The organism is Pseudomonas sp. NFPP25, assembly GCF_900116505.1.
Classification (GTDB): Bacteria; Pseudomonadota; Gammaproteobacteria; order Pseudomonadales; family Pseudomonadaceae; genus Aquipseudomonas; species Aquipseudomonas protegens.
Genome location: NZ_FPBG01000014.1, coordinates 1 through 16,820, shown reverse-complemented (window position 1 = coordinate 16,820; position 16,820 = coordinate 1). Strand labels below are relative to the sequence as shown.

The 16,820-nt window shown below is 65.5% G+C and carries 3 protein-coding genes; all 3 read right to left on the bottom strand.

Features of this window, described 5'->3' with window-relative positions; genetic code table 11:
• On the bottom strand, window positions 1-7,118 hold a 7,118-nt coding region (locus BM382_RS31255; protein ID WP_139238037.1), incomplete at its 3' end, for a non-ribosomal peptide synthetase.
• Window positions 7,119-7,130: 12 nt separating this feature from the next.
• Window positions 7,131-13,712 carry a non-ribosomal peptide synthetase gene (locus BM382_RS31250; protein ID WP_072445093.1) on the bottom strand — a complete coding sequence of 2,194 codons (6,582 nt, stop codon included), beginning with the start codon at window positions 13,710-13,712 and terminating at the stop codon, window positions 7,131-7,133.
• A partial coding sequence (locus tag BM382_RS31245; RefSeq protein WP_139238036.1) for a non-ribosomal peptide synthetase occupies window positions 13,712-16,820 on the bottom strand: 3,109 nt, incomplete at its 5' end. The genes BM382_RS31245 and BM382_RS31250, both read right to left, overlap by 1 nt.

Here is a 16,820-nt window from a genome sequence, read left to right as displayed (position 1 = left end):
GTCAGCCCAGGTCGATCCAGGTAACCCCGGGCCACGCCCAGGCCGCCCAGGTACAGCTCGCCGGCCACGCCAACCGGCAACAGGTTGAGGTTGGCATCGGCCACATAAGCGCTGCGATTGCCGACGATATTGCCGATGGGCGCGTAGGCCGCGTCGCACGGATCGCCCGCCTTGGCCTTCCAGATCAATGGCGTAACCACGGTTTCAGTCGGGCCGTAGCCGTTGAAGATGTACTTGGGCCGCAGCACTCGCCAGGCCAAGTCGTAACTGGCCTGCGGCACTGCATCGCCACCAAAGCAGTAGACCCGCACCGCCGGCGGGTTGCCGTCGCGCTCGGCGTGTACCGCCAGTTGTTGCAGGTACACCGGCGGGAACACACCGACGGTGACGCCGTAGCGGTGCATCTGTTCGTAGGTGAATTCCGGCGACCACAAACTATCGTCGCGGATCAGCACGCTGGCCCCGTAGATCAGCGGGTGCATCCAGCCTTCGTGGGAGCCGTCGAAGGCGAAGGACATGAAGTGCAACTCGCAATCCGCCGGGCTCATTTCATAGCGCTCGCCGGTGGCCAGGCTGTGCATGGCCAGCGGGCCGTGGGACACCGCCACGCCCTTGGGCAAGCCGGTGGAACCGGAGGTGTAGATCACATAGGCGAGGTTTTCCTCGGCCAGATCCACCTGCGGGGTGGTGGCGGGGTAGGCGGCAAAATCTGCGGCGCGTTCGACGGTGAGGGTCGGCAGGCCCTCGGGGATCGGCAAGCGATCCAGCAGGTGGCTCTGGGTCAGCAGCAGCCACGCGCCGCTGTCTTGCATCATGTAGCGCAGGCGGTCCTGGGGGTACTCGATATCCAGCGGCACATAAACCCCACCAGCCTTGAGCACGGCCAGGAAGGCCACCATGATTTCCGCGCAACGCGGCATGGCGATGGCCACCCGCACTTCCGGGCCAACGCCCAGTTCGATCAACTTGTGCGCCAGCTGGTTGGCCTGAATATCCAGCTCGCGATAGCTCAGGCGCTGCTCGGCGAAAAACACCGCCGGGGCGTCCGGCGCCTTGGCCGCCTGATCGGCGAACAGCTGGTGAACAAAACGCTCGGTCGGGTAGACCACATCGGTGTGATCCCAGTCCTCGCGGATTCGACGCTGCTCGTCCTGAGTCAGCATGGGCAACTCGCCCAGGCCCGTCTGCGGATGCTCCATCAGGTTCAGCAGCAGGCTCTGCAAGTGCCCGCCCAACTGTTGCATCGACGCCGCGGTGAACGACTCGCGGGCATAGATGAACTCGAACGACAGGCTCTCACCCAGATTGACCGCCACCGTCAGCGGGTAGTTGGTCTGCTCGTGGTTGCCCACTTCACCGAAACTCATCTGCGCCGGTGCGCCTTTTTCCAGGGCCTCGGACACCGGGTAGTTCTCGAACACCAGGATGTTGTCGAACAGCGCATCCCCGCCCAGCCCGGCCCAGCGCTGCACTTCGTACAGCGGCGTGTACTCATAGTCGCGCAGCGCCAGGTTGCGGTTCTGCACTGCCTGCAACCACTGGCTCACGGTCATGTCCGGGCGTGGCGTGGCCACCACCGGCAAGGTGTTGATGAACAAGCCCACCTGCTGCTCTATGCCCTTGAGCTCCGCGGGGCGCCCCGCCACCGTGGCGCCGAACACCACGCTGTCCTGCCCGGTGCAACGTTGCAGCAACAGCAGCCACGCCGCCTGCACCAGGGTATTGACCGTGACCTTCTGCTGCCGGGCAAATTCGCCAAGCCGTGCCGTCTGTGCCAGGTCCAGCTCGCGATGATGCTTGCCGTGGCCGGTGCCGGCCGCAATGTCCGCGACCCGGGATAGCGCCTGGGTCAGGCGGGTCGGTTCATCCAGCGTCTGCAGTTGTTCTTTCCAGAAGCTTTCACAGGCCTGGGCATCCTGGCGTTGCAGCCAGGCGATGTAGTCCCGGTAGCGGCCCGGAGCGTGGCTGGGTAACTGACCGGCATAACGTTGCAGCACTTCGCCGAGCAACTGCGAGTTGCTCCAGCCGTCCATCAGGATGTGATGGTTGGTGTAGATCAGGTGGTAGCGCTGCTCGTCGATACGCACCAGGGTCAGGCGCAACAACGGCACGGCATCCAGCTCGAAGCCACGCTGGCGCTCGGCGGTGGCCAGGGTATCCAGGGCTTCCTGCTGCTGCGGCTGGCCGCGCCAGTCATGTTCGGTGCAGTCCAGGGCAATGTGCTTGTGCACCACTTGTAGCGGCGTCGACACCTCGCCCTGCCAGATAAAGCCGGTGCGCAGGATGTCATGCCGATCGATGGCCGCCTGCCAGGCCTGCTGGAAGCGCAGCGGATCAAGGCCGTCCACGTCTACCCGCAGTTGGTTGATGTAATCGCCCGCGGCCTGCTCGTAGAGGGTATGAAACAGCATGCCCTGCTGCATCGGCGACAGGGGGTAGAGGTCCTCGACCGAGGCCATCGCCACCGGCAGGCGATCCAGTTGCTGCTGGTTCAGGCCCGCCAGTGGGAAGTCCGACGGGGTCGCGCCCGCCAGCTCTGGTGTGCAGCAATGCGCCACCAGCGCCTTGAGCTCCTCGGCATAGTCGTCGGCCAGCCGCTGCACGGTGGCGGTATCGAACATCTGCTGGCTGAAGGTCCAGTTCAGGCTCAACTCGCCGCCATAGACCTGGCCATCCAGGCTCAGCCAGTTGCTCAGCGGGGCCAGTGGGCTCTGGTCGTCGCCCTTGGCTTCACCGCTGGGTTTGAACAGGGAATCCTGCTCGTCGAAACTGCCGTCGAACTGGCCCAGGTAGTTGAAGGTGATACGCGGCACGGCCAAGGCTGCCAGGGCCTGCTGCGCCTGAGCATCCCCCAGGTAACGCAGGGCGCCAAAGCCGATGCCCTTGTTCGGCACCGCCCGCAGTTGTTCCTTGATGAACTTGATCGAGTCGGCCAGGGATGCCTGGGGCGTGAGCTTCACCGGGAACATGCTGGTGAACCAGCCCACGGTGCGGGTCAGGTCGATGCTGTCGAACAGGTCTTCGCGGCCGTGGCCTTCCAGTTGCACCAGGGCACTGGCTTCGCCGGTCCAGCGGGTGATGACCCGGGCCAGGGCGGTGAGCAGCAAATCATTGATCTGGGTGCGGTAGGCCGCCGGGGCATCCTGCAGCAGGCGCTGGGTATGGGCCTTGTCCAGGCGTGAACTCAGGCTGCTGGCGTGCTGGTTCTGCAACTCGGTCACCGGGCGGTCCAGCGGCAGGTTCGACTCGACGCACTGCAACTGGGCCTGCCAGTACTTGAGTTCTTCCTGCAGCGCCGCACCTTGGGCATAGGCCTGCATCTGCTCGGCCCAGGCCTGGGTCGAGCTGGTCTTGGCCGGCAACGCCAGGGTCTGGCCGGCGCTGAGTTGAGTGTGGGCCCGTTGCAGATCCTCCAGCAGGATCCGCCAGGACACCCCGTCCACCACCAGGTGGTGAATCACCAGCAACAGGCGCTGGCTGCCGTCCTCCAGGCTGAACAGCACGGCCCGCAGCAGCGGCCCGTCCTGCAGGTTCAGGCTGCGCTGCGCCTCGATCGCCGACTGTTCCATGGCCTGGGCGCCATCCACTGCGACCTGCCAGAGCAGCTCCGGCCGCTGGCCTGCATCGGCAAAACGCGCCGACCAGCCATCCGCCTCCTGGCTGAACTGCAAGCGCAAGGCGTCATGCTGCACCCACAGGGCCTGCAAGGCGTTCTCTACCACCTCGGCGCGCAGCGGCTGGGCCGGCTTGAGCAGCACTGACTGGTTCCAGTGATGGCGTTCGCTCATGGGCAGCTCGAAGAACCACTGCTGCACCGGCAGCAGCGCAGTTGCGCCACGCACCGGGCCCTGGTCGATCTGCACCCCGCCCTCGCCCTGCTCGGCCACTGCCGCCAGCCCCTGTACCGTCTGGTACTGGAACAGATCCCGCGGGGTGAAGCGGATACCGGCCTGCCGCGCGCGGCTGACTACCTGGATCGAGATGATCGAATCACCGCCCAGTTCGAAGAAGTTGTCGGTGGCACCGACCTGCTCAAGCTTCAGCACATCGGCCCAGATCGCCGCGATCTGCTGCTCCAGTTCGCTCTGCGGCGCCACATAGACCTGCTGCATCTGCTGGGCGTCGACCTTGGGCAGGGCCTTGCGATCGAGCTTGCCGTTGGGGGTCAGCGGCAACGCTTCGAGGAACAGCAGGTAGGCCGGCACCATGTAGTCCGGCACGTGTTCCTTGAGTGCCGTCTTGAGGCTTTCGCGCAGGGCGGCCTGGGCCTCGACGGTCGGGGTGGCCTCGCTCGGCACGATATAGGCCACCAGTTGCTGGCCGTTCTCGCCGTCATGGGCCAGGACGAAGGCTTCACGCACCGCCGCCTGCTGCACCAGCCGCGCCTCGATTTCCCCCAGCTCGATACGGAAACCGCGGATCTTCACCTGATGGTCGATGCGGCCGATGTACTCGATCACCCCATCGGCGCGATAACGGGTCAGGTCGCCGGTGCGGTACAACCGGCCACCGTCGCTGGAGAACGGGTTGGGTACGAACTTTTCGGCGGTCAGCCCTGGGCGCGCCAGGTAGCCTCGGGTCACCCCGGCGCCGGCCAGATACAGCTCGCCAGCACTGCCCACCGGCACCGGTTGCAGGTCCGGGCTGAGGATGTAGCTCTGGGTGTTGCTGATGGCCCGGCCGATATTGGCCTGCCCTCCCGCCTCGCGCCGGGTGTAGGTCGAGTAGGTGGTGTCTTCCGAAGGGCCGTACAGGTCGTAGACATGCACCAGCCCGGGCTGCTGGTAGAGGCTATCCACCAGCGCCTGTTTCAGCGGCTCACCCGCCAGGTTGATGATTCGCACGCTGGGCGGAATCTGCCCGCTGCGTTGTAGCGCGGCAATCGCCGAGGGCACGGTATTGATCAAGCGCACCCGGTCGCGATCCGCCAGCTCCGGAAGCTCCAGGGCATTGCGGGCCAGGACGATGGAACCGCCGCTGGACAGGGTGACAAACAGCTCCCACACCGACAGGTCGAAGCAGATCGAGGTGGAAGCCAGCACTCCTTGCAGGTCTTCAGTGCTGTACACCCGGTTCGACCAGTCGATCAGCGCCAGCACGTTGCGATGGGCAATCGCCACGCCCTTGGGCAGGCCGGTGGAGCCGGAGGTATAGATCACATAGGCCAGATTGTCCGCAGTAGCTCGCTGCGGCGGATTTTCCGGCGAATACGCGTCCAGCCAACCCGGCTGGGCATCCAGTTGCAGGGTCTGCAAGGATTCCACGGACGGCAGCAGCGACAGCAAGGCGCTTTCGGTCAACAGGATCTGCGCCTGACTGTCGCGCAGCATGTGGGCCAGACGATCCTGGGGATAATCAGGGTCCAGGGGCACATAGGCGCCACCGGCCTTGAGCACCGCCAGCAATGCCACGACCATTTCCGGGGTGCGCTGCAAGGCCACGCCCACCCGCACTTCAGGCCCCACGCCCAGTTCGATCAGCTTGTGCGCCAGACGGTTGGCCCGGGCATTGAGTTCCCGGTAGCTCAGGCGCTGGCCGGCAAATAGCAGGGCTTGGGCGTCGGGAGTTTTCTGTACCTGGGCTTGCACCCACTGGTGTACAGAGTGCTCGCCGAAAAACTCACCGGTGGCCGGGGTCCACTCGTGCAGCAACTGGTGCTGCTCGGCAGCGCCCAGCAGCGGCAGGTCCCCCAGGCGCTGGCGTGGCTGCTGGACAATGCCCTGCAGCAACTGCACCCAGGACTGGGCCAGACGCTCTATGGTGGAGGCTTCGAACAGGTCGGTGGCGTAGGTCAGGGAGGCCCAGAGGCCATCCTCGGATTCGAAGGTATCCAGGGTCAGGTCGAACTGCGCGGCGCGCCCCTGCCAACTCAGGGTCTCGATGCTGAGGTCGTCCAGGCGCTGGCTCTGCCCGCCCTTCTTGACCGCGGTCTGGTGGTTGAACATTGCCTGGAACAGCGGGCTGTGGCTCAGGCTGCGCTCGGGGCGCAAGGCTTCCACCAACTGCTCGAAAGGCAAGTCCTGGTGGGACTGGGCCATCAGCGCGGTCTGCTTGACCTGCTGCAGGAAATCATTGAAGCCCAGTTGCCCGTCGACCTCGGCCTTGAACACCTGGGTATTGACGAAGAAGCCGATCAGGCGCTCGGTTTCCACCCGGTTGCGGTTGGCGGTCGGCACCCCGACGCGGATGTCCGCCTGGCCGCTGTAGCGGTGCAGCAGTACCTGGAACGAGGCCAGCAACAGCATGAACAGGGTCGCCCCTTCACGCTGGGCCAATTGCTTGAGGCCCAGGCGCAGCTCTTCCGGCAACGGGATATCCAGCAACGCCCCCCGATAGCTCTGGATCGCCGGGCGCGAGTGGTCCAGCGGCAGCATCAGCAAGGGCTGCTCCCCGGCCAGTTGCTCCAGCCAGTAGCCCAATTGCCGCTCACGCTCGCCGGCGTCCATCCACTGGCGCTGCCAGTTGGCATAGTCGGCGTATTGAATCGGCAGCTCCGGCAGGCTGACCGTGCGCCCCTGGCGGTAACCGGCATAGAGCTGGATCAGCTCGTCGACCATCACCCCCATCGACCAGCCATCGGAAACGATGTGGTGCTGGGTCAGGACCAGCACATGCTCGTCTGCCGCCACCCGCAGCAATTTGGCCCGCAACAGCGGGCCATTGCGCAGATCGAAGGGCGGCTGGCTCTTGCTGTCGGTCAGGGCATGGACCTGGGCCTCATAGGACAGGCCGCCGGCGTGCAGTTCGATGACCTCGATGTCCAGCGGCGCCGGTGGGTGCACCACCTGCACCGCCGTGCCATCTTCTTCGGAAAAGGTAGTGCGCAGGGTTTCATGCCGGGCAATCAGGGTATCGAATGCATGGCGCAGCGCGTCGAGGTCCAGTTCTCCGGTCAAGCGCAGCGCCGTGGTGATGTGGTACGCGGTGCTGTCGGGCTCCAGTTGCCAAAGGAACCATTGGCTTTCCTGGGTATAGGAGAGGACCGGCGCCTCGTCGGCGCCGCGGCTGCAGATAGGAGCGATACCAAAGAGGTTGATGCCCTTTTCTTTAAGCAAAATCGCCAGGGCTCTTCTTTCCTTGGAAGAAAGCGTGCCTACCGAGTCGATTAAAGCTTGCATGTACTACCTCGCCTAAGAAATTATTTTTTCAAGATCATCGGGAGATAAACGTTTGAGGGCCTCCAAAGATTTAGCCAATTCATCCTGCAGTGAAGAAGTTGTCTGCCGCAGGGCCTGAACCTTCTCGACAAAGGCCGCGAGGCTCTCCGCGCCGAACAGCGACTTGATGGGCATATCCACGCCAAACTGCTGCTTGACCCGAGTCACCACCTGAGCCACCAACAGGGAGTGGCCGCCCAGCTCGAAGAAGTTGTCGCTCATGCCCACCCGATCCAGCTTCAGCACATCGGCCCAGATCGCCGCGATCTGCTGCTCCAGCTCGCTCTGCGGCGCCACGTAGACTTGCTGCATCTGCTGGGCGTCGACCTTGGGCAGGGCCTTGCGATCGAGCTTGCCATTCGGGGTCAGGGGCAGCGCCTCCAGGAACAGCAGGTAGGCCGGCACCATGTAGTCCGGCACGTGTTCCTTGAGTGCCGTCTTGAGGCTGTCGCGCAGGGCGGCCTGGGCCTCGACGGTCGGGGTGGCCTCGCTCGGCACGATATAGGCCACCAGTTGCTGGCCGTTCTCGCCGTCATGGGCCAGGACGAAGGCTTCACGCACCGCCGCCTGCTGCACCAGCCGCGCTTCGATTTCCCCCAGCTCGATACGGAAACCGCGGATCTTCACCTGATGGTCGATGCGGCCGATGTACTCGATCACCCCATCGGCGCGGTAACGGGTCAGGTCGCCGGTGCGGTACAACCGGCCACCGTCGCTGGAGAACGGGTTGGGTACGAACTTTTCGGCGGTCAGCCCTGGGCGCGCCAGGTATCCGCGAGTCACCCCGGCACCGGCCAGGTACAGCTCGCCGGCACTGCCCACCGGCACCGGTTGCAGGTCCGGACTGAGGATGTAGCTCTGGGTGTTGCTGATGGCCCGGCCGATATTGGCCTGCTCTCCCGCCTCGCGCCGGGTGTAGGTCGAGTAGGTGGTGTCTTCCGAAGGGCCATACAGGTCGTAGACATGCACCAACCCCGGCTGTTGGTAGAGGCTGTCCACCAGGGCCTGTTTCAGCGGCTCACCCGCCAGGTTGATGATCCGCACGCTGGGCGGAATCTGCCCGCTGCGGTGCAGCGCGGCAATCGCCGAAGGCACGGTATTGATCAAGCGCACCCGGTCGCGGTCCGCCAGCTCCGGCAGTTCCAGGGCGTTGCGGGCCAGGACGATGGAACCGCCGCTGGACAGGGTGACAAACAGCTCCCACACCGACAGGTCGAAGCAGATCGAAGTCGAGGCCAGCACCCCTTGCAGGTCTGCAGTGCTGTACACCCGGTTCGACCAGTCGATCAGCGCCAGCACGTTGCGATGGGCAATCGCCACGCCCTTGGGCAGGCCGGTGGAACCGGAGGTGTAGATCACATAGGCCAGGTTGTCCGGGGTCGCGCGTGGCGCCGGGTCGTCTGTCGGGTAGCCATCCAGCCAGCCTGGCCGGGCATCCAGTTGCAGGGTCTGCAGGGATTCCACGGACGGCAGCAGCGATAGCAAGGCGCTTTCGGTCAACAGGATCTGCGCCTGACTGTCGCGCAGCATGTGGGCCAGACGGTCCTGGGGATAATCCGGGTCCAAGGGCACATAGGCGCCACCGGCCTTGAGCACCGCCAGCAGCGCCACGACCATTTCCGGGGTGCGCTGCAAGGCCACGCCCACCCGCACTTCAGGCCCCACGCCCAGCTCGATCAGCTTGTGCGCCAGGCGGTTGGCCCGGGCATTGAGTTCCCGGTAGCTCAGGCACTGGCCGGCAAATAGCAGGGCTTGGGCGTCGGGAGTTTTCTGTACCTGGGCTTGCACCCACTGGTGTACAGAGTGCTCGCCGACAAACTCCCCGGTGGCCGGGGTCCACTCGTGCAGCAACTGGTGCTGCTCGGCAGCGCCCAGCAGCGGCAGGTCCCCCAGGCGCTGGCGTGGCTGCTGGACGATGCCCTGCAGCAACTGCACCCAGGACTGGGCCAGACGCTCGATGGTGGAAGCCTCGAACAGGTCGGTGGCGTAGGTCAGGGAGGCCCAGAGGCCATCCTCGGATTCGAAGGTATCCAGGCTCAGATCGAACTGGGTCGTGCTGTCCTCGCCACTGAGCATCTGCACCTGCAACCCTGGAACCTCCAGGGCTGCAGCGTCCTGGCGGGCGGCCGCCTGGTGGTTGAACATCACCTGGAACAGCGGGCTGTAGCTCAGGCTGCGCTCCGGCTTGAGGGCTTCCACCAGTTGTTCGAAGGGCAGGTCCTGATGCTCCTGAGCCTGCAGCGCGGCTCTTTTGACCTGACTTAGAAAGTCGCTGAAGCTCAGTTGCCCGTCGACTTCAGCCTTGAGCACCTGGGTATTGACGAAGAAGCCGATCAGGCGCTCGGTCTCCACCCGGTTGCGGTTGGCGGTGGGCACCCCGACGCGGATGTCCGCCTGACCGCTGTAGCGGTGCAGCAGGACCTGGAACGAGGCCAGCAACAGCATGAACAGCGTGACCCCTTCGCGCTGGGCCAGCTGTTTCAGGCCCCCCGGCAAGGCGCCATCCAGGCTGATGCCATGGCGCGCGCCCTTGTGGCTTTGCTGCAACGGCCGCGGATGGTCCAGGGGCAAATCCAGAACCTGGGCGCCGCCTTCCAGTTGCTGCAACCAGTAATCCAGTTGCCGCTCGCGCTCACCGGCTTCCATCCACTGGCGTTGCCAGGCCGCGTAGTCCGCGTACTGCACCGCCAGCGCCGGCAACTCGGCCTCCTGCCCCTGGCTATGGGCGCCATAGAGCCGGATCAGTTCCTCCACCATCAACTGCATCGACCAGCCATCGGAAACGATGTGGTGCTGGACCAGCACCAGCACATGCTCGTCCTCCGCCAGGCGCACCAGGGTGGCCCGCAGCAACGGCCCCTGGCGCAGGTCGAACGGCTGACGTACCTGGGTGTCGATAACCTGCTTGATCAAGTCATCGGTGTTGCCGGCCTCCACCAGCAGGGACAAGTCTTGCTGGCTGATGGGCAAGCGGGCCTGGGCCGCGATCACCTGGGTCAGGCCCCGGGCGCTCTCGACAAAGTGCGTGCGCAAGCTTTCATGGCGGGTGATCAAGGCATCGAAACTGCTTTGCAGGGCCCGGCTATCCAGCGAGCCGCGCAGGCGCAGGGCCATGGGGATGTGATAGGCGCTGCTGTCGGGGTCCAGCTGCCAGAGGAACCACTGGCGTTCCTGGGCATAGGACACCGCCAGCGGCTGCTGCCGGTCCACCAGGGGAATCGGCTGGAGTGGCTGGGCAGTTTCCGGGCCCAGCAGGCGGACGAAATCTTCCAGCGACTCGCCTTCGAACAACAGCTTGAGGGGGGCCTCGATGCCCAGCTCCTGGCGGATGCGCGACATCACCTGGGTAGCCAGCAGCGAATGGCCGCCGAGCTCGAAGAAGTTATCGGTCAAGCCGACCTTTTCCAGTTTCAGCACCTGGGCCCAGATCCCGGCCACTTGCTGTTCGCGCTCGCTGCGCGGGGCCACGTGGGCCTGCTGCAACAGGCTGCCGTCGATGGCCGGCAAGGCAGCGCGATTGAGCTTGCCATTGGCGGTCAGGGGCAGCGCCTGGAGGAACAGCACATGGGCCGGAACCATGTAGCCCGGCAGGTGCTCGCGCAGCCCGGCCTTGATGGCGTCGCGCAGGGGCAGTTGCTCGGCAAGCGGGTCCTGGCCGTTCCAGTCCAGGCCGGCGGGCACCACGTAGGCCACCAGTTGCGGGCCGTCGGGACCTTCCGGGGCCAGCACCACCGCCTCGCGCACCGCAGGCAACTCCAGCAGCCGCGCTTCGATCTCCCCCAACTCGATGCGAAAACCGCGGATCTTCACCTGGTGGTCGATACGGCCGATGTAGCCGATCGAACCGTCGGCCTGATAACGCGCCAGATCGCCGGTGCGGTAGAGACGCCCACCAGCCTCGCCAAACGGGTCCGGGACAAACCGCGCCGCACTCAAGTCGCCGCGGTTCAGGTAGCCCCAGGCCAGCCCGGCACGCCCGACATAGAGTTCACCGATGCAGCCCTTGGGCACCGGTTGCAGGTTGCTGTCCAGCAAATACCAGGACATGTCGGGGATCAGCTCGCCAATCGGGCTGGCCCCCGCCAGGCTCAGGTCCGCCACGGACAAGGGACGGTAGGTCACGTGCACCGTGGTTTCGGTGATGCCGTACATGTTCACCAACTGCGGGCGCTGATCGCCGAAACGCTGGAACCAGGGTTGCAGGGTATTGACCTCCAGGGCCTCGCCACCGAACACGATGTAGCGCAACCGATGCGCAGGCTCGGCGCTGCAGGCCACGTGCATCAACTGGCGGAACGCCGACGGCGTCTGGTTGAGCACCGTCACGCCCTCGCTGCAGAGCAGCGGGTAGAAGTCCTGGGCCGAGCGCGCCACCTCCTGGGGGACGATCAGCAGCCGCCCGCCATACAGCAGGGCACCGAAGATCTCCCACACCGAGAAGTCGAACGCATAGGAGTGGAACAGGCTCCAGACATCCTCGGCGCCGAACTGGAACCACTGCTCGGTGGCCGCGAACAGGCGCAGGACGTTGTGGTGTGGCTGCAAGGTGCCCTTGGGCTTGCCGGTGGAACCGGAGGTGTAGATCACGTAGGCCAGGTCTTCGGGCGTCACCCCGACCTCGGGGTTGTCGACCCGGTAGCCGTCCAGGGGCTGCTCCAGCAACCAGGTCCTGCCGGCAAACGCCGGCAAGCCCTGCAGCAGATGCTCCTGGGTCAGCAGCAACGCGATGGCGCTGTCCTGCATCATGTGCTGCAGGCGGTCCTGGGGATAGGCCGGGTCCAGCGGCACATAGGCACCGCCGGCCTTGAGGATCGCCAGCAGGCCGATGACCATCTCCAGGCTGCGCTCCACCGCCAGCCCCACCAGTACATTGGGGCCCACGCCCTGCTCGATGAGCTTGTGCGCCAGACGGTTGGCCCGTTCGTTGAGCTGCTGGTAGTCCAGGCTCTGCCCGGCGAAGGTCAGGGCAATGGCCTGGGGCGCCCTGGCGGCCTGGGCCTCGATGAGCTGATGGACGCAGGCCCGGGAAGGGAATGCCTGCTGCAGCCGGTTCCACTGGTCGAGGATCTGCGCCCGCTCATCAGCCTCGAGCAAGGGCAACAGGCCGATGCGCTGCTGTGGCTGGCTGGCCACGCTTTGCAGCAACTGGCGCCAATGGGCGGCCAGGCGCTCGATGGTGGCGGCGTCGAACACATCGGTGGCATAGACCAGGGACGCGGCGATCCGGCCCTGGGTTTCCACGGTGTCCAGGGTCAGGTCGAACTGCGCCGACTGCCCCTGGGCGTCCAGGGCCTCGATGTTCAGGCCCGGCAGGTTCAGGGGCCCGGCTGCGCCCGCCGCTTCCACCTGGTGGTTGAACATCACTTGGAACAGCGGGTTGTGGCTCAGGCTGCGCTCCGGCTGCAAGGCCTCCACCAGTTGCTCGAAAGGCAGGTCCTGGTGCGCCTGCGCCGCCAGGGCGGTCTGGCGTACCTGCTGCAGCAACTGGCTGAAGGACATCTGCCCGTCGATCTCGGCCTTGAGCACCTGGGTGTTGACGAAGAAGCCGATCAGGCGCTCGGTCTCGACCCGGTTGCGGTTGGCAATGGGCACACCGACGCGGATATCGGCCTGGCCGCTGTAGCGGTGCAGCAGGGTCTGGAAAGAGGCCAGCAACAGCATGAACAGGGTCACCCCTTCCCGCTGGGCCAGGCTGCCCAGGGCTTCACTCAAGGGCTGCTCCAGGGTCAGCTCCAGGCGCCCGCCCCGATGGCTCTGCACCACGGGGCGCGGGCGATCCAGAGGCAGTTCGAGCAAGGGTTGCTCGCCGCCCAGTTGCGCTGTCCAGTAGGCCAGTTGCCGGTCCTTTTCACCGGCCTCCATCCAGTGGCGCTGCCAGAGGGCGTAATCGGCATACTGGATCGGCAGCGCCGGCAACGACGCCGTCTGCCCTTGGCAGAAACCGATGTAGAACGCGATCAGTTCATCCACCATGACCTGCATCGACCAGCCATCGGAGACGATGTGGTGCTGGGTCAGGACCAGCACATGGTCATCCTCGGCCACCTGCAACAGGCCGACCCTGAGCAACGGCCCGGCCAGCAGATCGAACAGCTGCCGGGTCTGGGCCTGGACGAAGTCCTGCACGGCCGCATTGATCTGTTGCTGGCTCGCCTGGGCCGGCAGTGCCTGGCGCACCAGTTCCAGGCGCGCCTCGGGGGCGACCACCTGCAGCGCCGTGTCGGCCTCCTCGACGAAATGCGTGCGCAGGCTTTCATGCCGGGCGATCAGGCTGTCGAAGCTGCGCTGCAAGGCCTCGACATTCAGTTTTCCGCGCAGGCGCAGGGCCTTGGGAATGTGATAGGCCGTGCTCTCGGGCGCCAGTTGCCAGAGGAACCACTGGCGTTGCTGGGCATAGGACAGCGGCAGGCGCTCCTGGCTCAGGCGCACCTCGGGAATCGGCAGGTTGGCCGGGGAGATGCCCTGTTCGAGCATCTTCTGCAGGTAGACCTTGCGCTTCTCCAGGGGCAGCAGGATGAAGCCTTTGACAATTTTCAGCGCGGTGGTGTTGTCCATTACACAGCCTCCATTTCGTCGAGCAACAGTTCCAGCGCACTCAGGTCGGCGCCTTGCACCTGGCCGGGCGTCTGTTGCAACTGGCTGACGAACAGCCCCAGGGTGGGAAATTCAAACGCCATCTGCACACTGACCTGGCGCCCAAGCTTGAGCTGGACTCGAGAGACCATCGCGGTTACCAACAAGGAATGCCCACCTAGTTCAAAGAAGTTATCGTTCATGCCCACTTGCTCGACCTCCAGCACCTGGGCCCAGATCGCCGCGACCTGCTGTTCCAGTTCGCTCTGTGGGGCGATGTAGGCCTGCTGCAACAGGCTGGCGTCGGCCTTGGGCAGGGCCTTGCGGTCCAGCTTGCCGTTGGGGCTCAGCGGCAGGGCCTCAAGGAACAGCAGGTGCGCCGGCAGCATGTAGTCCGGCAGCACCTCCTTGAGGGCCGCTTTGAGTTGCTCGCGCACCTGTGCCTGCTGTTCCGGGCTCTCTACCGCCACGCCCGCGGCCGCCACTACGTAGGCCACCAGCTGTGGACCACCGGCCGCCTCCTGGGCCAGCACCACGGCTGCGCGCACCAGTGGCAGCTCCAGCAGCCGCGCTTCGATCTCGCCCATTTCGATGCGGAAACCGCGGATCTTCACCTGGTGGTCAATGCGCCCGGCGTACTCGATCACGCCCTCGGCGTCATAGCGGGCCAGATCGCCGGAGCGGTACAGGCGACCGCCATCGCTGCTGAACGGATCGGGAATGAAACGCTCGGCAGTCAGGCCTGGGCGGTCGTGGTAACCCCGGGCCAGCAGCTCGCCCCCGATCATCAGCTCGCCGGTGGCGCCGCTGAGGGTCAGGTTGCCGCTGTTGTCCAGCAAGTAGATGGAGCGGCCCGGCAAGCCCTTGCCCAGCGGCATCTGGCTCGGCAAGGCTTGCCCGTCCTGCAGGTAACGGCTGCAGTCATGGGCGGTAACGCTCACCGTGGCCTCGGTCGGGCCGTAGGTGTTGAGCAGGCAAGCGTGTTTCAGGCCAGCCTTTTTCCACGCCGCCACGCCTTCTGCCGGCATGGCTTCGCCCCCCAGGTTGAGCTGGCGCAGGCGGCCGAAGTCGCGGGGTTCGCGGCTGGCGAAGTCCTTGCCCAGCATGAACCAGTAGGCGGTGCTCAGATCGACGATGCTGATGCCCTGCTCGATCAGCTCGCGGTAGAAGGTTTCGCTGTCCCACAGCGCCTTGCCGCGAATCACCACCGAGGCGCCACAGATCAGCGCCGGGTACAGCTGTTCGACAAAGGCGTCGAAGTTGAAGGTGGAGAACTGCAGGCCACGGTCTGCCGCGCTCATGTTGAAGTAGTCCCGGGAAACCTGGGCGTGCTGGGTCAAGGCGCGGTGGCTGATATCCACACCCTTGGGCCGGCCGGTGGAACCGGAGGTGTACATCACATAGGCCAGGTTGTCGGCCTGGGCCCGCGGCGCTGGATTGTTCAGGGAGTAGCCGTCCAGGCCCTGCTGATCCAGGCACAGGTGGGGTACCTCCACCCCGTCGCGCAGGCGTTCCAGCAGCGGCGACTGGGTCAGCAGCAGCTGGATGCCGCTGTCCTGCATCATGTAGTGCAGGCGCTCCTGGGGGTATTCGGGGTCCAGCGGCACATAGGCGCCACCGGCCTTGAGCACCGCCAGCAGGCCGACAATCATGTCCAGCCCGCGCTCCACGGCAATGCCCACCCGCACATCCGGGCCCACGCCCTGCTCGATCAACGCATGGGCCAACTGGTTGGCCCGCTGGTTGAACTGGCCATAGCTCAGTTGCTGGCCGGCGCACAGCAGCGCCACGGCATCCGCAGTGCGTGCGGCCTGGGCCTCGATCAACTGCTGGACGCAGAGCGGCGACAGGTCTCGCGCCGGAGTACGGCTGCGTTGCTCCTCGATCAAGCGGCGCTCGGTAGCGCCAGTCAACGCCAACTCGCCGATGCTCGACTGCGGCTGCTCCACCAGCGCCAATAACATCTGCTCCAGGTAGCCCGCCAGTTGCCGGATGTTCGCCTCGGCGAAATGCTCCAGGGCATAGCTGTAGTCGAACGCCAGGGTCTGCCCCAGGTACACCGACAGGGTCAGCGGGTAGTTGGTCTGCTCATGGTTGGCCGCCATGCCGAAGCTCAACTGCGCCGGTGCACCTTGGGCCAGGGCCTCGGACACCGGGTAGTTCTCGAACACCAGGATATTGTCGAACAGCGCCTCGCCCCCCAGGCCCGCCCAGCGCTGCACGTCGTACAGCGGCGTGTGTTCGAAATCGCGCAGGGCCAGGTTGCGTTCCTGCACCAGTTGCAGCCAGTCACTGACCGGCATGTCCGGGCGCGGCGCAGCCACGACCGGCAGCGTGTTGATGAACAGGCCGATCTGTTGCTCCACGCCCTTGAGCTCCGCCGGGCGCCCGGACACGGTGGCACCGAACACCACGCTGTCCTGCCCGGTGTAGCGTTGCAGCAGCAACAGCCACGCGGCTTGCACCAGGGTGTTGACCGTGACCTTCTGCTGGCGGGCGAACTCGCTCAAGCGTTGCGTCTGTTGCAGGTCCAGGTGCTGTTGATGGGCGGCGTAGCCTTTGCCGGCCAGGGCCTGGCCACCGCGGCTGATGGCCTGGGCCAGACGGGTTGGCTCATCCAGGACCGCCAGTTGCTGCTTCCAGAAGGTCTCGCTGAGCTGGGCGTCCTGGCGTTGCAGCCAGGCGATGTAGTCGCGGTAGCGCCCGGGCGCATGGCTCGCGAACTGCCCCGCATAGCGTTGCAGCACTTCCCCTAGCAGCCGTGAGTTGCTCCAGCCGTCCATCAGGATGTGGTGGTTGGTGTAGATCAGGTGGTAACGCTGCTCGCCAGTGCGCACCAGGGTCAGGCGCAGCAGGGGCGCGGCCAGCAGGTCGAAACCACGCAGGCGCTCTTCTTCGGCCAAGCCATCCAGGGCGGCCGGCACGGCCTCGTTCGCCCGCCAGTCATGCTCGACAAAGTCCAGGCGGATACGCTTGTGCACCACCTGGATCGGCGCCGGCAGCTCGCCCTGCCAGAGGAAGCCGCTGCGCAGGATGTCATGGCTGTCGATGGCCGCCTGCCAGGCCTGGCGGAAGCGCTCGGGTACGAGC